At 71.4% G+C, this 23,185-nt stretch carries 21 protein-coding genes; 16 read left to right on the plus strand and 5 right to left on the minus strand.

Going from position 1 to position 23,185, the window contains the following annotated elements; translation table 11 throughout:
* The first annotated feature begins 31 nt into the window (after window positions 1-31).
* Together AQI94_RS35705 and AQI94_RS35710 are read left to right on the plus strand one after the other, a co-directional pair.
* The gene (locus tag AQI94_RS35705) at window positions 32-772 is read left to right on the plus strand and encodes a response regulator transcription factor (protein WP_031056159.1); all 741 of its coding nucleotides are present in this window, start codon (window positions 32-34) and stop codon (window positions 770-772) included.
* On the plus strand, window positions 769-2,220 hold the full coding sequence (locus AQI94_RS35710) for a sensor histidine kinase (protein WP_031056156.1): 1,452 nt from the start codon (window positions 769-771) through the stop codon (window positions 2,218-2,220). The genes AQI94_RS35705 and AQI94_RS35710 overlap by 4 nt, the downstream gene beginning before the upstream one ends.
* 19 nt (window positions 2,221-2,239) lie before the next feature.
* Here AQI94_RS35710 and AQI94_RS35715 read toward each other — a convergent pair whose 3' ends face one another.
* Together AQI94_RS35715 and AQI94_RS35720 are read right to left on the minus strand one after the other, a co-directional pair.
* Complete coding sequence (locus tag AQI94_RS35715) at window positions 2,240-2,827, minus strand: pyridoxamine 5'-phosphate oxidase family protein (protein WP_031056153.1); 588 nt, start codon at window positions 2,825-2,827, stop codon at window positions 2,240-2,242.
* Window positions 2,828-2,948: 121 nt separating this feature from the next.
* Entirely contained in the window at window positions 2,949-3,839 is an 891-nt protein-coding gene (locus AQI94_RS35720; RefSeq protein ID WP_031056150.1) for a hypothetical protein, read from the minus strand.
* Window positions 3,840-4,060: 221 nt separating this feature from the next.
* On the opposite strand from AQI94_RS35720, the gene argH reads away from it, so the two are divergent.
* The 4 genes from argH (at window position 4,061) to AQI94_RS35740 (ending at window position 8,760) form a co-directional block, all read left to right on the plus strand.
* On the plus strand, window positions 4,061-5,485 hold the full coding sequence (gene argH, locus AQI94_RS35725) for an argininosuccinate lyase (RefSeq protein WP_031056148.1): 1,425 nt from the start codon (window positions 4,061-4,063) through the stop codon (window positions 5,483-5,485).
* A 103-nt stretch (window positions 5,486-5,588) separates the two neighbouring features.
* Window positions 5,589-6,560, plus strand: coding sequence for an aldo/keto reductase (locus AQI94_RS35730; RefSeq protein ID WP_031056145.1), 972 nt, complete (start codon window positions 5,589-5,591; stop codon window positions 6,558-6,560).
* 80 nt (window positions 6,561-6,640) lie between these two features.
* Complete coding sequence (locus tag AQI94_RS35735; RefSeq protein WP_031056143.1) at window positions 6,641-7,189, plus strand: TetR/AcrR family transcriptional regulator; 549 nt, start codon at window positions 6,641-6,643, stop codon at window positions 7,187-7,189.
* Window positions 7,186-8,760, plus strand: a complete 1,575-nt coding sequence (locus tag AQI94_RS35740) for an MFS transporter (protein ID WP_031056140.1) — start codon at window positions 7,186-7,188, stop codon at window positions 8,758-8,760. Before AQI94_RS35735 ends, AQI94_RS35740 begins: the two co-directional genes overlap by 4 nt.
* 5 nt (window positions 8,761-8,765) lie before the next feature.
* Here the strand turns inward: AQI94_RS35740 and AQI94_RS35745 are convergent, their stop codons facing one another.
* Window positions 8,766-9,437, minus strand: a complete 672-nt coding sequence (locus AQI94_RS35745; RefSeq protein WP_031056138.1) for a lysophospholipid acyltransferase family protein — start codon at window positions 9,435-9,437, stop codon at window positions 8,766-8,768.
* A gap of 371 nt (window positions 9,438-9,808) precedes the next feature.
* Between AQI94_RS35745 and AQI94_RS35750 the strand changes: the two genes are divergently transcribed.
* The 3 genes from AQI94_RS35750 to AQI94_RS35760 all read left to right on the plus strand — a co-directional run bounded on the left by AQI94_RS35750 (window position 9,809) and on the right by AQI94_RS35760 (window position 12,100).
* Window positions 9,809-10,975: a glycerophosphodiester phosphodiesterase gene (locus AQI94_RS35750; RefSeq protein ID WP_031056136.1), complete on the plus strand. Its 1,167-nt coding sequence runs from the start codon at window positions 9,809-9,811 to the stop codon at window positions 10,973-10,975.
* A gap of 75 nt (window positions 10,976-11,050) precedes the next feature.
* On the plus strand, window positions 11,051-11,557 hold the full coding sequence (locus AQI94_RS35755) for a sigma-70 family RNA polymerase sigma factor (RefSeq protein WP_031056134.1): 507 nt from the start codon (window positions 11,051-11,053) through the stop codon (window positions 11,555-11,557).
* Window positions 11,558-11,602: 45 nt separating this feature from the next.
* Window positions 11,603-12,100, plus strand: coding sequence for a GNAT family N-acetyltransferase (locus AQI94_RS35760; RefSeq protein ID WP_031056133.1), 498 nt, complete (start codon window positions 11,603-11,605; stop codon window positions 12,098-12,100).
* Between the two features lie 48 nt (window positions 12,101-12,148).
* Here AQI94_RS35760 and AQI94_RS35765 read toward each other — a convergent pair whose 3' ends face one another.
* On the minus strand, window positions 12,149-12,574 hold the full coding sequence (locus tag AQI94_RS35765) for a hypothetical protein (RefSeq protein WP_031056131.1): 426 nt from the start codon (window positions 12,572-12,574) through the stop codon (window positions 12,149-12,151).
* Entirely contained in the window at window positions 12,555-12,914 is a 360-nt protein-coding gene (locus AQI94_RS35770) for a hypothetical protein (RefSeq protein WP_031056129.1), read from the minus strand. Before AQI94_RS35770 ends, AQI94_RS35765 begins: the two co-directional genes overlap by 20 nt.
* 70 nt (window positions 12,915-12,984) lie before the next feature.
* Between AQI94_RS35770 and AQI94_RS35775 the strand changes: the two genes are divergently transcribed.
* The 7 genes from AQI94_RS35775 (at window position 12,985) to cobT (ending at window position 23,065) form a co-directional block, all read left to right on the plus strand.
* The gene (locus AQI94_RS35775) at window positions 12,985-13,635 is read left to right on the plus strand and encodes an HAD family hydrolase (protein ID WP_031056126.1); all 651 of its coding nucleotides are present in this window, start codon (window positions 12,985-12,987) and stop codon (window positions 13,633-13,635) included.
* Window positions 13,636-13,956: 321 nt separating this feature from the next.
* Complete coding sequence (locus AQI94_RS35780) at window positions 13,957-14,988, plus strand: methionine ABC transporter ATP-binding protein (RefSeq protein WP_031056124.1); 1,032 nt, start codon at window positions 13,957-13,959, stop codon at window positions 14,986-14,988.
* Window positions 14,985-15,710 (plus strand): methionine ABC transporter permease, encoded by a 726-nt coding sequence (locus tag AQI94_RS35785; protein ID WP_031056122.1) that lies wholly within the window; start codon window positions 14,985-14,987, stop codon window positions 15,708-15,710. The genes AQI94_RS35780 and AQI94_RS35785 overlap by 4 nt, the downstream gene beginning before the upstream one ends.
* Before the next feature lie 66 nt (window positions 15,711-15,776).
* Window positions 15,777-16,601 carry a MetQ/NlpA family ABC transporter substrate-binding protein gene (locus AQI94_RS35790; protein WP_031056121.1) on the plus strand — a complete coding sequence of 275 codons (825 nt, stop codon included), beginning with the start codon at window positions 15,777-15,779 and terminating at the stop codon, window positions 16,599-16,601.
* Between the two features lie 156 nt (window positions 16,602-16,757).
* Window positions 16,758-17,396 carry a GNAT family N-acetyltransferase gene (locus tag AQI94_RS35795; RefSeq protein WP_031056119.1) on the plus strand — a complete coding sequence of 213 codons (639 nt, stop codon included), beginning with the start codon at window positions 16,758-16,760 and terminating at the stop codon, window positions 17,394-17,396.
* A gap of 118 nt (window positions 17,397-17,514) precedes the next feature.
* Window positions 17,515-18,726 carry a precorrin-6y C5,15-methyltransferase (decarboxylating) subunit CbiE gene (gene cbiE, locus AQI94_RS35800; protein ID WP_031056118.1) on the plus strand — a complete coding sequence of 404 codons (1,212 nt, stop codon included), beginning with the start codon at window positions 17,515-17,517 and terminating at the stop codon, window positions 18,724-18,726.
* A gap of 376 nt (window positions 18,727-19,102) precedes the next feature.
* Window positions 19,103-23,065 (plus strand): nicotinate-nucleotide--dimethylbenzimidazole phosphoribosyltransferase, encoded by a 3,963-nt coding sequence (cobT, locus tag AQI94_RS35805; protein WP_062230125.1) that lies wholly within the window; start codon window positions 19,103-19,105, stop codon window positions 23,063-23,065.
* The last annotated feature ends 120 nt before the right edge of the window (window positions 23,066-23,185 follow it).

The following is a 23,185-nucleotide window of genomic DNA, read 5'->3' on the forward strand; positions in this document are numbered from 1 at the left end:
GGCCCCGACGAGGGGCGATCCTGGAAGAGCCATGAACACCACCCGCTCCGGCCGCCCCGCGCTCACCCGCCCCGACGGCACCCCGCTGCGCGTCCTCGTCGTCGACGACGACCCCGATCTCGCCGAGGTCCTGTCCGGCGCCCTGCGCTACGAGGGCTGGCAGATCCGCACGGCCGGCGACGGTGCCTCGGCGGTGGCCGCGGCCCGGGAGCTGCTGCCCGACGCCGTCGTCCTGGACGTGATGCTCCCGGACACCGACGGCTTCGCCGTGCTGCGCGCCCTGCACACCGTGAAGGCCGATGTGTGCGTGCTCTTCCTGACCGCCCGGGACGCCGTCGAGGACCGCATCAAGGGCATCACGGCGGGCGGCGACGACTACGTGACCAAGCCGTTCAGCCTGGAGGAGGTCGTCGCCCGGCTGCGCGGACTTCTGCGCCGCGCGGGCATGGCCCGCCAGCTCGACGAGGGTCCGCGGCTGACCGTCGGCGACCTGGTCATGGACGAGGACGCCCGCGAGGTCACCCGCGGCGGCGAGCTGATCGAACTCTCCCCGACCGAGTTCGAGCTGCTGCGCTTCCTCATGCGCAACCCGCGCCGCGTGCTCAGCAAGGCGCAGATCCTCGACCGGGTGTGGTCCTACGACTTCGGGGGCCGCGCCCATGTCGTCGAGCTGTACATCTCCTACCTGCGCAAGAAGGTGGACGCCGGCCGCGAGCCGCTGATCCACACGGTGCGCGGGGCGGGATACGTGATCAAGCCGGCGACGCCGTGAGGGACCTGCGGCCGCACACGCTGCGGGCCCGGCTCACCCTCGGCCTGGTGGTGCTGCTGGCGGTGAGCTGCGCGGCGGTCGGGGTCGCCGCGGTCCTCGGGCTGAAGGGCTTCCTCACCGGTCGCCTCGACGAGCAGCTCACCGAGGCGGGGAACCGTTTCGCGGTCAGCCTGGAACACGCGGGCCTGCCGGAGAAGGACGACCACGACGGCGACGAGCACGCCGACACCCGCCGCCAGGCCACCGGCACCTTCGGCGCCCGGCTGGTGGACGGCACGGTCACCAACGCGGCCGTCGTCCGCTCCAGCGGCACCCTGAACGTCGACCTGACCGCCGCCGACCGCGAGCGGCTCGCGGCCGTCCCGGTCGACGGCCGGGGCCACAGCATCGGGCTCTCCGCCCTGGACGACTACCGGGTGCTCGCCACCCGGGGACTGGACGGCGACGTCCTGGTCACCGGGATGCCCCTGGAGCCCGTCGAGGTCACCGTCCACCGCCTGGAACTGGTCGCCGGGATCGTCTTCGGCGCGGCCCTCACCGCCGCCGGTATCGCGGGCGCCCTGTGGGTGCGCTGGTCCCTGCGCCCGCTCAGCAGGGTCGCCGCCACCGCCACCCGGGTCAGCGAACTCCCGCTGGCCAGCGGGGAGGTGGCCCTCCCGCCGCGCGCCCCGCAGGCCGACCCGCGCAGTGAGGTGGGCCGGGTCGCCGCCGCCTTCAACCGCATGCTGGGCCACGTCGAGGACGCCCTCACCAAACGCCACGCCAGCGAGGAACGGCTGCGCAGCTTCGCCGCCGACGCCAGCCACGAACTGCGCACCCCGGTCGCCTCGGTCCGCGGCCACGCCGAACTCGCCCTGCTGCACCCCGGCCCGCTGCCGGCGGAGATCACCCGGGCCCTGGAACGCATCGCCGCCGAGTCGACCCGCATGGGCGCCATGGTCGACGACCTGCTCCTGCTGGCCCGCCTGGACGCGGGCCGCCCCCTGGAGGCCGTCCCCGTCGACCTCACCCGCCTGGTCCTCGACGCCCTCACGGACGCGCGGGCCACCGGTTCCGGTCACCGCTGGGAGCTGGACCTCCCCGAGGACCCGGTCACGGTGACGGGAGACGAGCACCGCCTCCACCAGGTGCTGGCCAACCTGCTGTCCAACGCCCGCCTGCACACCCCGGCCGGCACCAAGGTGACCGTGACACTGGAGAGCGATGCCACCACCGTGCTGCTGAAGGTCCACGACGACGGCCCCGGCATCCCGGAGGAGGTCCGGCCCGGCGTCTTCGAACGCTTCACCCGCGCCGACCGCAGCACCAAGGCGGAGACCGGCGGCGCGGGCCTCGGCCTGTCGATCGTGGCGGCCGTGGTGGAGGCGCACGGGGGAGAGGTGGCGGTGGAGAGCGGGCCGGGCTCGACGACCTTCACGGTGCGTCTGAGGGCAGCGGCCCCGGCGTAGGCGAGCGGGGCGGAGCGCTTCAGGCCACGGACGGCGGCAACGGCAGCGGCAGCCCGGGCAGGCCGTCGAGGCTCGTCGCGATGTGCTCCTTCTTGGCGAAGTACGCGCTGAGCGACGCGTCGTCCTCGCGCGCGAACCGCTTGCCGTGCAGCTCGCGGTCGCCCTCGTACGCCATGTACGGCACCGCGTAGCCGCAGGAGTCCCGGACGAGTTCGGCCGTCACGACGACGATCGCCCGCAGTCCGTGGGCGGTCGGGTCGATGTCCGGGAAGTGCGCGAGCAGTTCCGGGAAGCGCGGGTCGTCCCGGAAGACCGGCTCACCGCGCCCGTGCACCCGGACGATGTTCGGCGGCCCCTGGAACGCGCACCACATGAGGGTGATCCGGCCGTTCTCCCGCAGATGCGCGACCGTCTCGGCGGTGGAACCGGCGAAGTCGAGGTAGGCCACGGTGAGTTCGTCGAGGACCGCGAAACAGCCGCGCAGACCCTTGGGGGAGAGGTTGACCGTGCCGTCGCCGGAGAGGGGAGCGGTCGCCGTGAAGAAGAGGGGCTGCGCCTCGATGAAGGAGCGGAGCCGGCCGTCTATGCGCTCATAGGTCTTTCCCATGTCCAAGCATTATGGGTGCAGACCTTTCGCCTGTCTAAGGAATTCGGACGTGCCCGTGCAGGACGACGTCCGTGGCCGCCCCGGCCGGCGCTCACACGGGGCGGCCACAGCGCCTGTCACGTCACTTGGTGAGCGTGCAGGCGGCCAGGGAGTCCAGGCCCTGCGGCTTCTCCGCGGTCCGGCCGATGGAGATGGCGATGCGGTCGATCGTCGACTTCCGCTTGTCGGCCAGCGGGCCGAGGATCGCGTTCTGGACGAAGTTGGGGCCGCCCTGGCCGACGGTGTCGACGAGTCGCTTGTTGGCCTCGTCGATCTGGGTCTGCAGCAGGGTCAGGTTGCGGTCGACCTCGGCCTGCGCGGTGGCCGGGATCGCGGGCAGCTGCGAGGCCACGTCCGGGCAGGAGATGGCGCCGGCTCCGGCCGCCTCACCCGCGTCTCCGGCATTGCCCGCGTTCCCGGTCTCCTCGGCACCGGCCGCCTCGCTCGGCGTGGCCCCCGCCTCGGCGCCGGCTCCGGCCTCTTCGCCCGCGCCCGCGCCGGCTTCCTCACCGGTGTCGGCGGCGCCGCCCGCGTTGAGGGTGCAGGGGGCCAGAGCGTCCAGGCCCTGCGGCTTGTCCGCGGTCCGGCCGATGGCGGTGGCGATGCGGTTGACGGTGGCGATCCGCTTGTCCTCCAGCGGGCCCAGGATGGCGTTCTGGACGAAGTTGGGGCCGCCCTGGCCGACGGTGTCGACGAGTCGCTTGTTGGCCTCGTCGATCTGGGTCTGCAGCAGGGTCAGGTTGCGGTCGACCTCGGCCTGCGCGGTGGCCGGGATCGCCGGGAGCTGCGAGGCCACGTCAGGGCACGTGATGCTGCCGACGTCGGCCAGCGTCCGGGCGGTGGTGGTCCCGCTCTTGGAGGTCTCCCCGGCGAGGGCGGTACCGGCGACGATCGCCCCGGTCAGTGCCACGGCGGCGGCGCCGCCGATGATCGCCACGCGGCGCTTGTTGTACTTCGGAAGAGCCCTGGACATGCGGATGCCTCACTCGGGGTCGGGAAGTGGTCTGCGGTGACAAACGCGGCGCCTGCGTTCGGCGTGGAATACGGGCAAGCGGTTTCCCGTGTTCAAAGGGAGCGCAAATTCTCCGCCGCGGTGCGAGCCTGAAGGGCGACCCGGGGCCCGGATTGACGAATCATGCAGGACTCTGCATAATCATGCATACCCTTGGAGTGCAGCGGTGAGGAGCAACGCAAGTGAGCAGCAACAGCGGTGACGTCCGGCTCTGGGGCGGTCGTTTCGCCGACGGTCCCGCCGAGGCGCTGGCGAAGCTGTCCGCATCCGTCCACTTCGACTGGCGGCTCGCGCCGTACGACATCGCCGGTTCGCGTGCCCACGCGCGCGTGCTGCACAAGGCGGGCCTCCTGAGCGAGGACGAGCTCCAGCGCATGCACGCGGGGCTCGACCAGCTGGAGGCCGACGTGGCCGACGGCTCCTTCGTGGGCACGATCGCCGACGAGGACTGCCACACGGCCCTGGAGCGGGGCCTGCTGGAGCGCGTCGGTCCCGACCTCGGCGGCAAGCTGCGGGCCGGCCGTTCCCGCAACGACCAGATCGCCACCCTCTTCCGCATGTACCTGCGGGACCACGCCCGGATCATCGGCGGGCTGATCGCCGAGCTCCAGGACGCCCTGGTCGGTCTGGCCGAGGCCCACCCGGACGTGGCGATGCCCGGCCGTACCCACCTCCAGCACGCCCAGCCGGTGCTGTTCGCCCACCACGTCCTGGCCCACGTCCAGTCCCTGTCCCGGGACGCGGAGCGGCTGCGCCAGTGGGACGAGCGCACGGCCGTCTCGCCGTACGGCTCGGGCGCCCTGGCCGGTTCCTCCCTGGGCCTGGACCCGGAGGCGGTCGCGAAGGACCTCGGCTTCGAGCACGGCAGCGTCGGCAACTCCATCGACGGCACGGCCTCCCGTGACTTCGTCGCCGAGTTCGCCTTCATCACCGCGATGATCGGCGTCAACCTCTCCCGGATCGCCGAGGAGATCATCATCTGGAACACGAAGGAGTTCTCCTTCGTGACCCTGCACGACGCGTTCTCCACGGGCTCGTCGATCATGCCGCAGAAGAAGAACCCGGACATCGCGGAGCTGGCGCGCGGCAAGTCCGGCCGCATGATCGGCAACCTGACGGGCCTGATGGCTACGCTCAAGGCGCTCCCCCTCGCGTACAACCGCGACCTCCAGGAGGACAAGGAGCCCGTCTTCGACTCCTGCGACCAGCTGGAGGTCCTGCTCCCCGCCTTCACCGGCATGATGGCGACCCTCACCGTCAACCGTGAGCGCATGGAGGAACTGGCCCCGGCCGGCTTCTCCCTCGCCACCGACATCGCCGAGTGGCTGGTCAAGCAGGGCGTGCCCTTCCGTGTGGCCCACGAGGTCGCCGGCGAGTGCGTCAAGGCCGCGGAGGCCGAGGGCAAGGAACTGAACGACCTGACGGACGACCAGTTCGCCAAGATCTCCGCCCACCTGACCCCCGAGGTCCGCACGGTCCTGAACGTCCCGGGCGCCCTGGCCTCCAGGAACGGCAGGGGCGGCACGGCCCCGAGCGCGGTGGCGGTGCAGCTGGCAGAGGTGAAGGCAAACGTCGCGGCTCAACACCAGTGGGCCAAGCGCCTTTAGGGGCGCGGGGAACTGCGCGAGCGACCACAACGCTCCCGCACCCGCCAAAACGCCGCACAACCCACCCCCTGAAGCGAAGGGCATCCCGAGTTACGTTGTCGGCATGCCCTTCGCCCGCCTCGCCACCGCCACCACCCCCACCGCCCACATCGGCCTCGGCCTGGCCGCAGTCGGCCGCCCCGGCTACATCAACCTGGGCCGAGACGAAGACCTGGGAGACGACCGCAGCGTAGAGAACCTCCGCACCCGAACCCACGAACTCCTCGACGCCGCCTATGCCCAGGGCGTCCGCTACTTCGACGTGGCCCGCTCCTACGGCCGCTCGGAGGAGTTCCTGGCAGCCTGGCTCCATCAGAACCCCGGCCGGAACGACGTGGTCATCGGCAGCAAGTGGGGCTACACCTACACCGCCGACTGGACCACCGACGCCGAGAAGCACGAGGTCAAGGACCACAGCGTCCGGACGTACGACCGTCAGCGCGCCGAGACCGCGGAACTGCTCGGCGATCGCCTGGACCTCTACCAGATCCACTCCGTGACCCCGGACAGCCCGGCCCTCACCGACAAGGACCTGCACGCGAGGCTCGCGGAGGCGGCCGCCCAGGGCACCAGCATCGGCTTCTCGACCAGTGGCCCCGCCCAGGCGGACGCGATCCGCGCCGCGCTGGAGGTGACCGTCGACGGCGAACCCCTCTTCCGGACCGTCCAGTCGACGTACAACGCCCTGGAGACCTCCGCCGGCCCGGCGCTCGCCGAGGCTCATGACGCCGGTCTCACGGTGATCGTCAAGGAGGGCATGGCCAACGGCAGGCTCGCCGGACCGCATGCTCCGCAGGCCCTGAAGGCGGTGGCCGAGGAGACGTCCCTGGGCTGTGACGCCGTGGCCCTCGCGCTCGTGCTGCGTCAGCCCTGGACCGGAGTCGTCCTCTCGGGAGCCGCCACCACCGGCCAGCTCGCCTCCAACCTGCACGCCGCCGTCGTCGACCTGGACGACGAGCAGCTGTCGCGGCTCGCGGCGCTGGTGGAGGAGCCGCAGACGTACTGGGAGCGGCGCGGACAGCTGCCCTGGCACTGAGGACGTCACTTCAGTCAAGACAATGAGACGCCGATACCTCGTGTGAGACAAGAATGTCTCACACGAGGTATTCTCGTCTCATGGCTGTCGATCGTGACCACGTGCTGCGCAGTGCCGCGGCCCTGCTGACCCGCAAATCCACCGCGACCATGGACGAGGTCGCCAGGGCCGCCGGGATCAGCCGCGCCACGCTGCACCGCCACTTCGCGGGACGGGACGCACTCGTGCGGGCGCTGGAGGAGCACGGCATCGCCGAATGCGAGGCGGCGCTCGACGCGGCCCGCCTCGACGAGGGGTCCGCGAGCGACGCCGTACACAGGCTCGTCCGTGAGATCGAGCCCGTCGCCGGGCTGCTGGCCTTCCTCTACGGCGAGAACGAACTGTGGGAGGACGGCGGAGGCGACTCCTGGTCGCGGCTGGACCTCCGCATCGCCTCGGTGTTCGTACGAGGCCAGCAGAACGGCGAGTTCCGTATCGACCTCAGCCCGGTCTGGCTCACCGAGGCGCTCTACGGACTCGTCGCCTCGTGCGCCTGGGCCGCTCAGGCCGGCCGCGTGGCTCCCAAGGACTTCACCCACATGATCACCGAGCTGCTGCTCGGTGGCGCACTACGGAGAGAGGAATCATGACCAGCACCCTGCAGCCGGCGACCACGACCGAGGCGGTGAAGCGTCCCGGCCGTTGGCTCGCGCTGTCCGTCCTGGTGCTCGCCGTGCTGCTGGTGGCCGTCGACGCGACCGTCCTCGGCCTCGCGACCCCCTACATCAGCGAGGACCTGAGGCCCACCGGAACCCAGCTGCTGTGGATCGGTGACGTCTACTCGTTCGTCATCGCGGGCCTGCTGGTGTCGATGGGCAGCCTCGGCGACCGCATCGGCCGCAAGCGGATCCTGCTGCTGGGCGCGACGGCGTTCGGCGCGATATCGATCCTCAACGCCTATGCGACGACACCGGAGTTGATGATCCTGGCGCGGGCCCTGCTCGGCGTCGCCGGCGCGACCCTGATGCCCGCCACCCTGGCCCTGATCCGCAACCTCTTCCACGACCCGCGCGAACGCAGCCTCGCCGTCGGCATCTGGGGCGCGACCGCCTCCGCCGGCACGGCGATCGGCCCGATCGTCGGCGGCTTCCTCCTCGAACACTTCTGGTGGGGTTCGGTCTTCCTGATCAACCTGCCGGTGATGGCGGTACTGGTCCTCGTCGGCATCAAATGCCTGCCCGAGTCCCGCGACCCGAACCCGGGCCCCTGGGACACGACCAGCGCCGCGCTGTCCCTGTTCGGCATGATCGCGGTGGTGTACGCCGTCAAGGAGGCCGCGGCGCACGGCATCACGGGGGAGTCGGTCGCCTCCGGCCTCCTGGGAGCGGCCGCCCTGTACGCCTTCGTCCGCCGCCAACTCACCCTCCCCGCCCCCCTCCTCGACATGCGCCTGTTCCGCAACCGCGGCTTCAGCGGCGCCGTCCTGGCCGACCTCCTGACCATCCTCGGCCTCTCCGGCCTGGTCTTCTTCCTGTCCCAGTACCTGCAACTCGTGCAGGGCATGGGCCCGTTGAAGGCGGGCCTGGCGGAACTCCCGGCCGCGGTGGGCGCGGTGGCGGCGGGCCTGGTCGCGGGCACGGTCGCGCGCCGCTCCTCGGTACGCGCGGTCGTCTCCGGCGGCCTCGCGGCCATCGGCCTGGCCCTTGCCCTGCTCACCCTGCTCGACGAGTCCACGGGCTACCCGATGCTGGGCACCGCCCTGCTGGTGGTCGGCGTGGGCGCGGGCTTCTCGTTCACGGTGACGGCGGACGTGATCCTCTCCTCCGTACCGAAGGAGCAGGCGGGCGCGGCATCCGCCGTATCGGAGACGGCGTACGAACTCGGCGCGGCCCTGGGAATCGCCGTGCTCGGGTCCATCGTCACGGGTGTCTACCGGGGGTTCACCGCTCCGGTGGATACTCCGGCGGGAGCGCACGAGTCGCTGGGCGGCGCGGTGGAGTCGGCAGCCGGCATGCCCGCCCGGCAGGCACAGGACATGCTGGCGGCGGCCCGAGAGGCCTTCGTCGACGGCCTGGCCATCGCGGCGGGCGCGGGAGCGGCAGTTCTGCTCGCCACAGCGCTGGCGGCCTGGTTCATGCTGAAGAACCAACGGCTGGACAAGGGCTTTCAGGGGCGCGGGGAACCGCGCGCTCAGCCCCCGCGCACCCGCACCCGGCAGTGAGCCGGTTACGCAGCCTTGGCCTTCGTGGCGTACATGTCCACGTACTCCTGCCCCGACAGCCGCATGACCTCGGTCATCACCGAGTCCGTCACGGCCCGCAGCACATAGCGGTCGCGGTCCATCCCGTCGTAGCGGGAGAACTCCATCGCCTCACCGAAGCGGACCGTCACCCGCCCGGGCCGGGGCATCCCCGCCCCGCCCGGCTGCAGCTTGTCCGTGCCGATCATCGCGAAGGGGACCACCGGCGCACCCGTCATCAGCGTCAGACGGGCGATCCCCGTACGACCCCGGTACAGCCGGCCGTCGGGCGACCGGGTCCCTTCGGGGTAGATCCCGAAGACCTTCCCCTCCTCAAGGACCCGTCGCCCGGTCATCAGCGCGGCCACGCCGCCGCGACCGCCGTCGCGGTCCACCGGGATCATGCCGACGCCGGTGAAGAACCAGGCCATGAGGCGGCCCTTGAGGGACTTGCCGGTGACGTACTCGTCCTTGCCGATGAAGAAGACCTGCCGGTCGCACACCAGCGGAAGGATCATCGAGTCGATGAAGGTGAGGTGGTTGCCGGCCAGGATGACCGGACCGTCGCCCGGGATGTGCTCCGCGCCCTCCACCTGTGGGCGGAACATCAGGCGCATGATCGGTCCGAGCACTGCCTTGATGAGCGCGAAGCGGGACAACGGGCCCTCCGGTGTCAAGAGAACTACCAGGGAAACTGTATGAGTCTGTGCAGGTGAGGACATTACTCGCGGCTCGGGGGGTCGTGCACATCGGGCACCCGCGGTTCACCGAGGTCTTACGCACTGTTGACACTCGTTTACCTGCGGATGGGCCTCGTTGCCTCCCGGAAACCCGGGCGGAACGATGTGACGGAGGTCGCCCCGATCGACGCGTACCCCGCCTCTCCGCCATGAAGCCGACGAACCATCAGACATCTGTTCCCATGCGACATCCCGCGTCACCCGCGTGTTCCGCCGGAGGTCTCCCGCTCGTCACGGACCCGGACCTACGATCGGCCCGCATCGAAGAGGCGACGGCAGGAGGGGTCCCCATGGGATCGCAGGACGAGCACACGGACGGCACCGGACGACGGGCACTTCTCGGGGCCGCGATGTTCGGCGCCGGGGGAGCGGTCCTCGGTCTCTCCGGTACGGCGAGAGCCGCGACCGCCGGATCCGCCGGGCACGGCGGCGGGCTGAAGAGCCTGCCCGTGCCGACGATCATCGGCCACCGGGGTGCCAGCGGCTACCGCCCCGAGCACACCTTCGGCTCCTATCAGCTGGCCCTCGACCTGGGCGCCGACATCGTCGAGGCAGGCGACCTCGTCCCCACCCGGGACGGGCACCTCGTCTGCCGCCACGAACCGGAGATCGGCGGCACCACCGACGTCGCCGACCACAAGGAGTTCGCCGACCGCAGGAAGACCAAGGTCCTCGACGGCGTCTCCGTCACCGGCTGGTTCACCGAGGACTTCACGCTCGCCGAGCTCAAGACGCTCCGCGCGATCGAGCGCATCCCGGCCAACCGCCCGCACAACACGCTCTACAACGGCCGCTGGGAGATCCCCACCTTCGAGGAAGTCCTCAGGTGGCAGGACGAGCAGACCCGCAAGCGTGGCAAGCAGGTCTGGATCTACCCCGAGACCAAGCACCCCACCTACTTCCGGGGGCTCGGCCTGGGCCTGGAGGAGCGGGTCGCGAAGCTGCTGCACAAGCACGGCAAGGCCGGGCGCAACGCGCCGGTCATCCTCCAGTCCTTCGAGCCGACCAGCATCCAGCGCCTGAACAAGCTCGTCGACAACCCCCTGGTCGTGCTCCTGTCCGCCGCGAACACCCGCCCCTGGGACTTCGTCGCGACGGGCGACCCCCGCACGGTCGCCGACCTGATCACCCCCAAGGGCCTCAGGGAGATCGCGGGCTACGCCCAGGGCATCGGCCCGACCCTCGACCTGGTCATCACGAAGAAGGCCGACGGCAGCCTGGACCAGGAGACCACCCTGGTCGCCGACGCGCACAGGGTCGGGCTGATCCTGCACCCCTACACCATGCGCAACGAGAACCCCTTCCTGCCGGCGGAGTACCGCAGGGGCACGGACGCGGACGCCTACGGAGACGTCTTCGGCGCCTTCCGGAGGTACTTCGCCACCGGTATCGACGGCGTCTTCACGGACAACGCGGACACCGGAGTCCTCGCCCGCCAGGACTTCGTCAACGGCTGAGCCGCCGGCCCCCGATCGGGGTGACTTACGGCCGCCCGGGCAACCCACGACCCGGGCGGCCGTGTCGTACCGCATATGACGCACGACTTGGTCGCCACCCTGCGCCCGCTGCTCTCCGCCGAGGCCTCCGCGGAGGCACATGCCTCCGGTACGGAACCCGCAGATCTGGAACAGGCGGTCTGGCTCCGCCTCCTGGAGCACCTGGAGACCCAGGGCCCGCCCCTCGACCCGCCCGGCTGGCTCCGCCGCGCGGTCCGCTCCGAGTCCCGCCGCAGCCGCCGTACGACCCGCCTGGAACGGCCGTACGACACCGAGCCCGCGGCCGACGACGACCGCACCCCCGAGCAGCTCACCCTCGCGGCGGCCCGGCGCAGGGCCCTGCACGACGCGGTGCGCCGACTGCCCGGCCGCTGCCCCTCGCTGATGGCGGCCCTCCTGTCCCCGAGGGACCTCACCTACCGGGAGATCGCGGGGGAGTTGGGTATCTCACAGGGCAGTCTGGGTCCGGAACGTTCCCGATGTCTGGGATGTCTGCGACGACTGCTTGCACCGGAGGTTGCGACACGCCGAACACGGGGATAGGAGTGGGGGACAACAGGCGATCAGGTGAGCGGGAGGCGTGCGCACATGGGCATGAGCGTGACCATCTCTGCGGCGGCCGAGCAGGACGCGGAGCAGATCTTCAGGCTGCAGTACCTGTGCTTCCAGAGTGAGGCGGCGCTGTACGGCAACTACCGCATCGATCCGCTCGTCCAGACCCTGGACTCGGTCCGTGCCGAGGTGACCTCGGACTGCGTCTTCGTGGCCCGCCTGGGAGACGAAGTGGTCGGCTCGGTCCGCGGCCGCGTCACCGAGGACGGCTCGGCCGCCATCGGCAAACTCTGCGTCCACCCGCGCCTCCAGGGCCACGGCATCGGGGCAAGGCTCCTCCGGGCGGCGGAAGCGGCTCTGGCGGACGAGCGCGGAGCGACGAGCTTCCGCCTCCACACCGGCCACCGCAGCGAGGGCAACCTCCGCCTGTACCGCAAGGTCGGCTACCAGACGGTGGGCACGTCGGAGGGCACGGACGGAGTACCGATGATCGTCCTGGAGAAGCCCGCGGGCACATACGCAGCCACGGCTTGAGCACCTACCGCGATCAGACACATACGGCCGGATGCCGCCCGACAGACCTCAGGCGGCATCCCCGGCGGGCACACCCTTGCGCAACCAGTAGATGGCGGAGAGCGGCAGCAGCACGGGGATGAACAGGTACCCCATCCCGAAGTCCGACCACACGGTCGCATCAGGAAACGCGGACGGCTCGATCAACGTCCATGTGCCCACGGTCAACACACCCACAAGTTCGGCGACGCAGCACGCCAGCGCCACCCTGCGAGCCGTCTCTCCACCCCGGACCAGCGTGTACGTGATGAATCCGTACACGACACCTGCCACCGCGGACAGCGCATAGGCAAGCGGCGCCCGGTCGAACTCGGTGGAGATCTGGTACGCGGACCTCGACACAGCTCCGACGACCATCACGCCGTACAGCCACACCAGCAGCGTCCCCGGCCCACTGATCAAACGTCGGCTCACGTCAGCTTCCCCAGATGTCATAGAGCCGCACCTCCAGAACGGCCAGCACCACACCGCCGGCGGCAACCGTCACCGATCCCCACCGCGTCCGCTCCGCGAGCGACATGAACCCCGCCGCCGGCACACACGCGAACGCCCCCAGCAGATAGGCGACGAAGATCGTCGTGCCCTGCTCCGGCTTCTCGCCCCGTGCGAGCTGCACGATCCCGATCACCAGCTGGACCAGCGCCAGCACCGACACCACGGCCATGCCGATGAAGTGCCAGTCCTTGGTCGGCTCGTCACGGTAGGCGGCCCAGCCGCACCAGGCGGCCAGCAGCAGCGCGGCGACGCCGGTCACCAGCGTCAGGACATCAAACATGCGGCGAGCCTATTACGGGTCCAAAAGGCCTGACGCGGCCGCCCCCGCACCGCGCCGTAGGGTCGGGGGCATGAAGATCCATGCCGAAGCCCTCCTGTTCGACAACGACGGAACCCTCGTCTCCTCCCTGGAATCGGTGCACCGCTGCTGGACGCGCTGGGCCGAGGAGTTCGGCCTCACCCAGGAGGCCTTCGAACGGGTCGAACTGCACGGGCGCCCGGCCGTGGAGATAGCCGCCGACCTGCTGCCCGCCGACGTCGTGCCGCGGGCCCTCGCGAGGATCGAGGAGCTGGAGGTGGAGGACGTGCCCCACGGCGGTGTCCAACTGCTCCCCGGGACCACGGCCTTCCTCGACTCCCTGCCCGCCGACCGCTGGGCCGTCGTCACCTCCGCCACCCGACGCCTGGCCGAGGCCCGGCTCGAAGCCGTCGGCATCCTCCCCAAGACCCTGGTCGCCGCCGACGACGTCACCCGCGGCAAGCCCGACCCCGAGCCCTACCTGCTCGCCGCCCGCGAACTCGGCGTCGACCCGTCCCGCTGCGTCGTCTTCGAGGACGCCCCCGCGGGTCTGCGCGCCGGCCGCGCCGCCGGTATGACCACCGTGGCCTTGACCACAACCCACCAGGCCCACGAGCTGGACGCCGACCTGGTGGTGGAGAACCTGTCGGCCCTGTCCGCCCTGGTCACCGGCGGGAACGTGGAGATCTCCGTCCGGCCCTGACGCCTGTCCACCGCTGTCCGCCATTCGGACAACGGGTTCTTGGTCGCTCCCATACGTCTGCTTTACTGATCGCATGACCACGACGAGCTGCCGCACCCTTGCGACCGAGGCGACCATGACGCCCGGTGCTCGTTGTATGTGTCGAATGTGCGCCTGTTAGAGGGCCCCCGCACCACCTCCTGAGCCTCGCGCCCCGAAGCGAGCCGCCCCGGCACGTCCGTACGCCGTGAACGCCGTACGTGACCCATGTGCCCGCGCACGACTTCTCTCCCGTACCAGGGCACACCCACGCCCGCGTACTCGACAGTGACGGAAACCCCAGTGATCACGACAACAGGCCTGACCAAGGTCTACCGCTCGCGCGGCCGTGAGGTCACCGCCCTGGACGGCGTCGATCTGCACGTCCGCGAAGGCGAGGTGTACGGCGTCATCGGCCAGTCCGGCGCCGGCAAGTCCTCGCTCATCCGCTGCGTCAACCTGCTGGAGCGCCCCACCGCCGGCACGGTCACCGTCGCCGGACAGGACCTCACCGCCCTCGCGGGCCGCGGACCCCGCGCCGGCAAGGAGCTGCGGCAGGCGCGCAGCCGTATCGGCATGGTCTTCCAGCACTTCAACCTGCTGTCCACCCGGACGGTCCAGGACAACGTCGAGCTGCCGCTCGAAATCCTCGGCAAGTCCGGCAAGGAGCGCTCCCGCAAGGCACGTGAGCTGCTGGACCTCGTCGGACTCGCCGAGCAGGCGGGCGCCTACCCGGCCCAGCTCTCCGGCGGTCAGAAGCAGCGCGTCGGCATCGCCCGCGCCCTGGCCGGCGACCCCAAGGTGCTCCTGTCCGACGAGGCCACCAGCGCCCTCGACCCCGAGACCACCCGCTCGATCCTCCAGCTGCTGCGCGACCTGAACCGGCAACTGGGCCTGACCGTCCTGCTCATCACCCACGAGATGGACGTCGTGAAGTCGGTCTGCGACTCGGCGGCCCTGATGGAGAACGGCCGCATCGTCGAGTCCGGCACGGTCAGCGAACTGCTCGCGACCCCCGGTTCCGAACTGGCCTCCGCGCTCTTCCCCGTCGGCGGCGCCGCCACCGGCGAGGACCGGACCGTCGTCGACGTCACCTTCCAGGGGGAGGCGGCCACCCAGCCGGTCATCTCGCAGCTCTCGCGCACCTACAACATCGACATATCGATCCTCGGCGCCGCCATCGACACCGTCGGCGGCCTCCAGGTCGGCCGGATGCGCATCGAACTGCCCGGCCGCTACGAGGACAACGTCGTGCCGGTCGGCTTCCTGCGCGAACAGGGACTGCAGATCGATGTCGTCGGTGAGCAGCAGCTGGTGAAGGAAGGTGCCCAGTGACCTGGTCCGAGATGCAGCCCCTGCTGGAGCAGGCGTGTTGGGACACCCTCTACATGGTCGGCTGGTCCACCGTCATCGCCGTCGTGGGCGGCCTGCCGCTCGGGGTCCTGCTCGTCCTCACCGACCGCGGCGGACTCCTCCAGAACGTCGTCGCGAACAAGGCCATCGGGCAGGTCGTGAACGTCGCCCGCTCGATGCCGTTCATCATCCTCATGGTCGCGCTCATGGGCTTCACCCGCTCGATCACCGGGACGACCATCGGCCGTGAGGCCGCCATCGTGCCGCTCGCCATCGGGGCGATCCCGTTCTTCGCGCGCCTCGTCGAGACGGCTGTCCGTGAAGTGGACGGCGGGCTCGTCGAGGCCGTGCAGTCGATGGGCGGCAACACCTGGACGATCGTCCGCAAGGTCCTCGTCCCCGAGGCCCTGCCCTCGCTGATCGCCAGCACCACCACCACGATCGTCGCCCTCATCGGCTACTCCGCGATGGCCGGCACGGTAGGCGCCGGCGGCCTCGGCGACATCGCCATCCGCTACGGCTACCAGCGCTTCGAGACCCAGCTCATGTGGATCACCGTCGCGATCCTCGCGGTCGTCATCTCGCTCATCCAGTTCGCCGGCGACTACGCGGCCCGCTCGCTGCACCGGCGGGGCGGACGCTCCGGACCGGCGCCGAAGCTCCGTCTGCTGAAGGCATCCACGGCGGACACCAAGACCGTCTGACGCTCTCCCGAATTTCCCGTGCACCCCTTCACGGGATCGCTGCACCCAAAAGGAAAGGCACTTTTCGTGCGTAACACCGCAAAGCTCACCACCGCCGTCCTCGCCGCCGGAGCCCTCACCTTCGGGCTCAGCGCGTGCGGTTCGTCCGGTTCCGCCTCCGACACCAGCGGACCGCTCGTCGTCGCCGCGAGCCCCACCCCGCACGCGGAGATCCTCAACTACGTCAAGGAGCACCTGGCGAAGAAGGCGGGCCTCGACCTGGAGGTCAAGGAGTTCAGCGACTACACGACGCAGAACCCGGCCACGGAAGACGGCTCGGTGGACGCCAACTACTTCCAGAACCAGCCCTACCTCGATGACTTCAACAAGAAGCGCGGCACCCACATCGTGCCCGTCGTCACGGTCCACCTGGAGCCGCTCGGCCTCTACTCCCACAAGGTCAAGAGCGCCGACGCCCTCAAGAGCGGTGCGACGATCGCCGTCCCGAACGACAGCGTGAACGAGGCCCGTGCCCTCAAGCTGCTCGACACCAACGGGATCATCACGCTCAAGGACGGCGTGGGCAACGAGGCGACCCCCGCCGACATCACCAAGAACCCGAAGAACCTCAAGTTCAAGGAGCTGGAGGCGGCCCAGACCCCGCGCTCCCTGGACGACGTCGACGCGGCCGTCGTCAACGGCAACTACGCCATCGAGGCCGACCTCAAGCCCGCCTCGGACGCCCTCGTCCTGGAGTCCGCCAAGAACAACCCCTACGGCAACTTCCTCGCGGTGAAGGACGGCAACGAGGACGACCCGCGGGTGAAGAAGCTCGCCAAGCTCCTCACCTCCGCCGAGGTCAAGAAGTTCATCGAGGACAAGTACGCCGGTTCCGTCATCGCGTCCTTCTGAGCGCCGTAAGGCTACCGGCGCGTATACGACGTATCGCCACGCACGGGGTCCACTCCATCACCATGTGTGGGCCCCGTGATGCGGTTCGGTGCTTTCATGCTGCATGCTGGGCAGTTCAGCAGGCCCTGCAGGTTTCCCACGGTTACGGAGTGGCGCATGACTGGCACCTTCCCCAACATCTCCATCAGCACGGAGCGGTTGGTGCTGCGCCCCCTCGACGAGGACGACGTACCCGCACTGGCCGAGATGATGAACGACGAGCAGGTGGGGGCCTGGACCGACGTCCCCCAGCCGTACGGCGAGGAACAGGCGCACGGCTGGGTCACGCAGTACGCGCCGACCGAGCGGGAGGCCGGCCGCGGGATCACCTTCGCGGTCACGGAGTTCCTGACCCAGCGCCTGGTCGGCATCGTCCAGCTGACCAAGACCAACTGGCACGTCCGCTCGACGGAGTTGTCGTACATCATCGCCCCCTGGGCCCGCGGCGAGGGCTACGCCTCCGAGGCCACGCTCGCCACCGCCCAGTGGCTGTTCACCGACCAGAAGTTCGAGCGGATCGAGCTGCGCACGGCGGCCGACAACACCGCCTCCCAGCAGGTCGCCCAGAAGATCGGCTGCATCAGCGAAGGCGTCCTGCGGGGCGCCTGCATAGCGCACGTCCGCGCCGACGACGGCACCTGGAGCGACGTCCGCACCGACTTCATCGTGTGGAGCCTGCTGCCCGAGGACCTCGACGGAGCGGGCGGCCAGCTGGCCGACACGGACGGCTTCACGACGTACTCCGACTGGAACTGACCGCTTGGGGGCACCGGCCGGCGAAAGCGCTTCCGAGGCGGAGCGGGTACCCTCACGGAGCCGCCCGCGGGCTGCCCACCGACGACAACCTGCGCACACCCCTGGAGACTGAGAGACGATGGCCGACCGGGTCACGGTGATCGGCTGGGACGGCTCGCCGCTGACGGCCGCGGCACGCTCCGCCCTCGGCGCCGCCACGCTGGTCGCGGGCGCCGCCCACCATCTGGCACTCCCCGAGGTGCCACCCAACGCCGAACGCATCCGCCTCGGCAGCGTCGCCCTCGCGGCCCGCCGTATCACCGGCCACCGCGGCACCGCGGTCGTGCTCGCCGACGGCGATCCCGGCTTCTTCGGCGTCGTACGGACCCTGCGCGCACCCGAGTTCGGCCTGGAGGTCGAGGTCGTCCCCGGTGTCTCCTCGGTCGCCGCCGCCTTCGCCCGCGCCGGCATGGCCTGGGACGACGCCCAGGTGGTCGTCGCCCACCGGCGCACGCTGCGCCGCGCGGTGAACGTGTGCCGGGCCCACCCCAAGGTCGCCGTCCTCACCTCGCCCGGCGCCGGACCCGCCGAACTCGGCCTGCTGATGGAGGGTGTCCACCGCACCTTCGTCATCTGCGAGGAACTGGGCACCGACCGCGAACAGGTCACCGTCGTCACCTCCGACAAGGCCGCCGACCACACCTGGCGCGACCCCAACCTCGTCATCGTCATCGGCGGCACCGCGGCCGTCACGGAGGACGGCGGCTGGATCGCGGGCCGCGACCCGGCCGCCACGCCCCGCGGCTGGACCCTGCCCGCCGAGGCCTACGGCGGCCTCATGGGCGAGGGCGAACTGGAACCGCTCCGCGCGGCCCAACTCGCCCGCCTGGGACCGCGCGTCGGCGACCTCGTGTGGGACATCGGCTGCGGCAGCGGAGCCTTCGCCACCGAGGCCGCCCGAGCCGGGGCCGCCGTCATCGCCGTCGACCGCGACCTGAGGGCCTGCGAGCGCACCGAGGCCAACGCCCGTGCCTTCGGACTCCAGGTCCAGATCGTCCCCGGCATCGCCCCGCACGTCCTGGAGAACCTGCCCGAACCGGACGTCGTCCGCGTCGGCGGCGGGGGAGTGGCTGTGGTCTCCGCGGTCGCCGACCGGCGTCCGCAGCGGATCGTGGCCCACGCGGCCACCCGTGACGAGGCCGAACTCGTCGGCCGCGACCTCACCGAGCACGGCTACCGCGTCGAGTGCGCCCTCCTCCAGTCCGTCGAACTCGACACCCGGGCCTGGACGGAGACGGAACGGAGTGTCGCGTTCCTGCTCAGCGGGGTGCTGCCGGACCGTACGGCCTGACGCTGCCCGTCGTGCGTTCGGTGTCCCCGTGATCCTGTTGTCGTACTGCGCGCGGTAGGCTGGCCGACCGTTGTACCGCTCCCGCTGCCCGGCATTCGTTCGTCAATGTCCGGAAAGCGCGCCCGTTTTGGGATGGGTGCGGTACGGCAGAACCGGAGGACGCGCAACGTGGCGCAGTCCACAGTGGGCTGTCGCGGATCAACCTGTCGCGACGGGAGAACGGCCGGGACAATGCCAGTTAATGGCTTTGTCGTCTTTCTCGGCGGGCCGTTCGTGCCGCTGGGCACGCACGCTCGTTCTTCATCACGGGGGCGGTCGGTGCGCCGTCCCCGGTGAGCTGGTCGTAGAAGCACTAACCGATGGGCGAGGGGTACGCATGACCGACACCGGCCAGGTTCCGGGCGAGGGACTGCCGGAGAACGCAGGCATGGTGGAACAGCCGGGCGTCCCCGCGCCGGGTGCGTACACCTACCTCTCCGAGACCACCGCCGAGGACGAAGACCTGTTGCTGCTGCCGGGCGCCCAGAGCCCTTGGGGCAACGAGGTCGCCCCGCCCGCCCCGGAGCCGGTCGTCGAGACCGTCCACGAGCCGGGCCCGCACGAGATGTCCGGCCGGGACAGCGGAGCGCACGATCTGAGCGCGGTCCGCACCCCCCAGCTCCAGGCTCCTTCGGTGCCGATCCCGCCCATCACGCCCCGACGGCCGCTGCACCTCGGTCCGCCGATCCCCGACGCCTCCGCGAGCCCGGTCCGCTCCCTCGCCGATCGCGGCCCCGCGGGCGCGCCGGTACGGCAGCCGGTCATGCCCGGCGCCGAGTACTTCGACGCCCCGCAGCCGCAGGGCGCGGTCCCGTGGGGCGCCCCGGCCCAGGCCGCCGTCCAGGTGCCGGTGAGCACGGTGGCCCCGGCTGCCGAAACGGTTGTTCCGGCCCCGGAACCCGTGGGCGCGGCGCAGGCCGCGGTGGCCCGCCTCGCCTCCGAGGCCGTAGGCGCCGAGTACGAGGTCGCGGTGGCCCCGGTGCCGGACGCCGGGCCGGGCCCCGAGGCCGAGCCGGCGCCGGAGCCCTCGCAGGCTCCCGCTGCCGAAGCGGTCCAGGTCATGGGCGACGGTTCCGGGGCGGACGGAGTGCAGCCGGTGGCGGCCGAGCCCGCCGCTGCCGTCGGCGCCGATCCGAGCGAGGGGCAGGTGGGGCAGGTGCCGGGAGACGGCTCCCTGCCCGACGAGGTCCAGCCCGCCGTCGGCGCGGACCTGCCGGACGTCGACGCCGCCGAGGCCGCGCCGGTGACCGAGGAGGCCGAGCAGGTGCCCGTGCCCGAGGCCGTGGCTGTCGTGGAGGTCCCCGCTGCGGCGGTCGACGCCGATGCCGTCGTGCCGGTCGCCGAGCCCGTCGAGGCCGAGCCCGCGGTGACGGAGGCGGAGGTCGCCGGAGCCGAGTCGGCCGCGGAGGAGCAGGACGCGGTGGCCGCCGAGGCCCCGCAGGCTGTTGTCGCTGCGGAAGAGGCCGCGCCTGAAGTGGTCGCGCCTGAAGCGGTCGTACCTGAAGCGGTCGCCCCGGAGGCGGTTGCCGTCGAGGACGTGCCCCAGGCACCGGTGCTCGCTCCCGAGGCTGCCCAGGAAGCCGTCGCCGCCCCGGAAGTGGCAGCTCCGGAAGCTGTCGCCCCGGAAACCGCAGCTCCGGAAGCCGCGCTCCCCGTCGAAGAAGCCGTAGCCGAAGAAGCCGTGGCTGAGGAAGCCGTAGCCGAGGAAGCCGTAGCCGAGGCCACCCCGGACGCCCCCGAAGCCGTAGCTCTCCAGGCACCCGCGGAGGCGTCACCGGCCCCGCAGCCCGCGGACGCCGTCACCGCACCGGCCGAAGACCTCCCCGCACTCGCGGAGGACGACTCTGCCGCCGACGCTCCCGGGCCGTCCCTCGCGGAGGCCTTCGTGCCGCTCCTCGGCGAGCTGCCCCAGCCCCTCCCCGTCGAGAGCGCGGCGCCCGCCGAGCAGCAGACGGCAGCCGAGCCCGAGCAGGCCCCCGAGCCCGCCCTTGCCGCCCAGACCGTGTCCACCGGGGAGCCGCAGCCGGCCCACGTCGTACCGGCCCCGGACCTCGACCGGCCCGCCCCGCAGGATCCCGCCCGGGAGGCGCCGGAGCCCGTCGCGGCGGACGCGGCCGACACGGACGTGCGGCCCGCCGCCCACGAGGAGTTCCCGCCCACCCCGGACCAGGCACCGCAGGGCCCGCAGGCGCCGCTGCCGCAGCCGTTCGCGGCGGAACTGCCCGACGCTCAGCTCCAGTTCGCGGCCCCCGGTTCCACGGAGCCGCCCGTCGTCCTGCCCGCGGGAGTTCCCCTGGAACCCCAACCGGGCCAGCCCCTGGGTGAGTTCGTGCCGGTGGACGGAACCGTGCCGACCACCCCGCACCTCGCGCCGACCCCGCCGCACCCCCTGTCGCTCCCCGCGGACGACACCGGGCAGGCCGTGGTCCCGGCCCCGCGCGAAGCGGTCGGCGACCCCCAATTCGCCCAGCAGGCGGACGACCTGGACACCCGGGCCGCCGATCAGGAAGACCAGGAAGACCAGGAAGTGAGCACGGCTCCCGTGGAAGAGGCACGACAGTCCACGGGCCCCGCCGCGCCCGCCTACGACGACGCAGAGCGCGAGGCCGTCCTCAAGGTCATGCGGGAGCGCCGCGACATCCGCAACGGCTTCCGCAGCGACCCGATCCCGCACGAGGTGCTGCTCCGGGTCCTGGAGGCCGCCCACACCGCGCCCTCCGTCGGCCACTCGCAGCCCTGGGACTTCGTCGTCATCCGCTCCGCCGAGACGCGCGCCGCGATGCAGGACCTGGCCCAGCGCCAGCGCGAGGCCTACGCCAAGTCGCTGCCCAAGGGCCGGGCCAAGCAGTTCAAGGAACTGAAGATCGAGGCCATCCTCGAAACCCCGGTGAACATCGTCGTCACCGCCGACCCGACCCGCGGCGGCCGCCACACCCTCGGCCGCCACACACAGCCGCAGATGGCCCCGTACTCCGCCGCGCTCGCCGTGGAGAACCTCTGGCTCGCCGCCCGCGCCGAGGGCCTCGGCGTCGGCTGGGTCAGCTTCTTCGACGAGCGCGAGATGGTCCGCGCCCTCGGCCTGCCCGACCACCTGGAGGTCATCGCCTACCTGTGCGTCGGGTACGTCGACGAGTTCCCGGACGAGCCCGAGCTGATGCAGGCCGGCTGGTCCAAGCGGCGCCCGCTGTCCTGGGTCGTGCACGAGGAGACGTACGGCCGCCGCGCCCTGCCCGGCGAGGAGCCGCACGACCTGCTCGGCGAGACCGTCGCCCAGATCCGCCCGCTGGACGCCAAGGCGCTCGGCGAGGCCTGGGAGCGGCAGAAGCGGATGACCAAGCCGGCCGGCGCGCTCGGCATGCTGGAGATCATCTCCGCCCAGCTGTCCGGGCTCTCCCGGCAGTGCCCGCCGCCGATCCCGGAGCCCGCGGCCGTCGCGATCTTCGCCGGTGACCACGGCGTGCACGCCCAGGGCGTCACCCCCTGGCCGCAGGAGGTGACGGCCCAGATGGTCGCCAACTTCCTCGGCGGCGGCGCGGTCTGCAACGCCTTCGCCGGCCAGGTGGGCGCCGAGGTGTGCGTGGTCGACGTCGGCGTGGCCTCCGAACTCCCGGCCACCCCCGGCCTGTTGCCCCGCAAGATCCGGGCCGGCACCTCCGACATGACCACCGGCCCCGCGATGACCCGCGAGGAGGCCAAGCAGGCCATCGAGGTCGGCATCGAGACCGCGCGCGACCTGGTCGCGGCCGGCAACAAGGCGCTCCTCACGGGCGAGATGGGCATCGCGAACACCACCGCGTCCGCCGCCCTGATCTCGGTCTTCACCGGCACCGACCCCGCCGAGGTCACCGGCCGCGGCACGGGCATCAACGACGAGACCCTGGCCCGCAAGACCGAGGTCGTGCGCCGCGCGATCGAACTCCACCAGCCGGACCCCGCCGACCCGATCGGCGTCCTGGCGGCCATCGGCGGCTTCGAACACGCGGCGATGGTGGGCCTGCTGCTCGGCGGCGCCTCCCTGCGCACACCGGTCATCCTCGACGGGGTCAGCGCGGGCGCCGCCGCCCTGGTGGCCCGAGCGATCGCCCCGGAGGTCCTCGCGGCCTGCATCGCGGGCCACCGCAGCGCGGAACCCGGACATGTGGCCGCCCTGAACAAGCTCGGCCTGCGCCCCTTGGTCGACCTCGACCTCCGTCTGGGCGAGGGCACGGGCGCGCTCCTGGCCCTGCCGCTGGTCCAGAGCACGGCGCGGGCGATGCACGAGGTGGCGACCTTCGACTCCGCAGGGGTCACCGAGAAGTAGGCGCCGGGCGAGAGACCCGGGGACGCTCCGTCTCCGGGTCTCTTCGCACGCAGGTCCGGGACGGCAGGCCGTCGTGCGTCCGTGGGCAGTCGTCCCACAGGGCGGGACGGGTGAGCACGG

Source organism: Streptomyces pseudovenezuelae, assembly GCF_001513955.1.
Classification (GTDB): domain Bacteria; phylum Actinomycetota; class Actinomycetes; order Streptomycetales; family Streptomycetaceae; genus Streptomyces; species Streptomyces pseudovenezuelae.

Excerpts from the sequence above, each read along its gene's own strand:
- AQI94_RS35705 (WP_031056159.1), top strand. The coding sequence starts at position 32 with ATGAACACCACCCGCTCCGGCCGCCCCGCGCTCACCCGCCCCGACGGC.
- AQI94_RS35715 (WP_031056153.1), bottom strand. The coding sequence starts at position 2,827 with ATGGGAAAGACCTATGAGCGCATAGACGGCCGGCTCCGCTCCTTCATC.
- AQI94_RS35720 (WP_031056150.1), bottom strand. The coding sequence starts at position 3,839 with ATGTCCAGGGCTCTTCCGAAGTACAACAAGCGCCGCGTGGCGATCATC.
- AQI94_RS35730 (WP_031056145.1), top strand. The coding sequence starts at position 5,589 with ATGCCCTTCGCCCGCCTCGCCACCGCCACCACCCCCACCGCCCACATC.
- AQI94_RS35735 (WP_031056143.1), top strand. The coding sequence starts at position 6,641 with ATGGCTGTCGATCGTGACCACGTGCTGCGCAGTGCCGCGGCCCTGCTG.
- AQI94_RS35740 (WP_031056140.1), top strand. The coding sequence starts at position 7,186 with ATGACCAGCACCCTGCAGCCGGCGACCACGACCGAGGCGGTGAAGCGT.
- AQI94_RS35750 (WP_031056136.1), top strand. The coding sequence starts at position 9,809 with ATGGGATCGCAGGACGAGCACACGGACGGCACCGGACGACGGGCACTT.
- AQI94_RS35755 (WP_031056134.1), top strand. The coding sequence starts at position 11,051 with ATGACGCACGACTTGGTCGCCACCCTGCGCCCGCTGCTCTCCGCCGAG.
- AQI94_RS35760 (WP_031056133.1), top strand. The coding sequence starts at position 11,603 with ATGGGCATGAGCGTGACCATCTCTGCGGCGGCCGAGCAGGACGCGGAG.
- AQI94_RS35765 (WP_031056131.1), bottom strand. The coding sequence starts at position 12,574 with ATGACATCTGGGGAAGCTGACGTGAGCCGACGTTTGATCAGTGGGCCG.
- AQI94_RS35770 (WP_031056129.1), bottom strand. The coding sequence starts at position 12,914 with ATGTTTGATGTCCTGACGCTGGTGACCGGCGTCGCCGCGCTGCTGCTG.
- AQI94_RS35775 (WP_031056126.1), top strand. The coding sequence starts at position 12,985 with ATGAAGATCCATGCCGAAGCCCTCCTGTTCGACAACGACGGAACCCTC.
- AQI94_RS35795 (WP_031056119.1), top strand. The coding sequence starts at position 16,758 with ATGACTGGCACCTTCCCCAACATCTCCATCAGCACGGAGCGGTTGGTG.
- cbiE (WP_031056118.1), top strand. The coding sequence starts at position 17,515 with ATGGCCGACCGGGTCACGGTGATCGGCTGGGACGGCTCGCCGCTGACG.
- cobT (WP_062230125.1), top strand. The coding sequence starts at position 19,103 with ATGACCGACACCGGCCAGGTTCCGGGCGAGGGACTGCCGGAGAACGCA.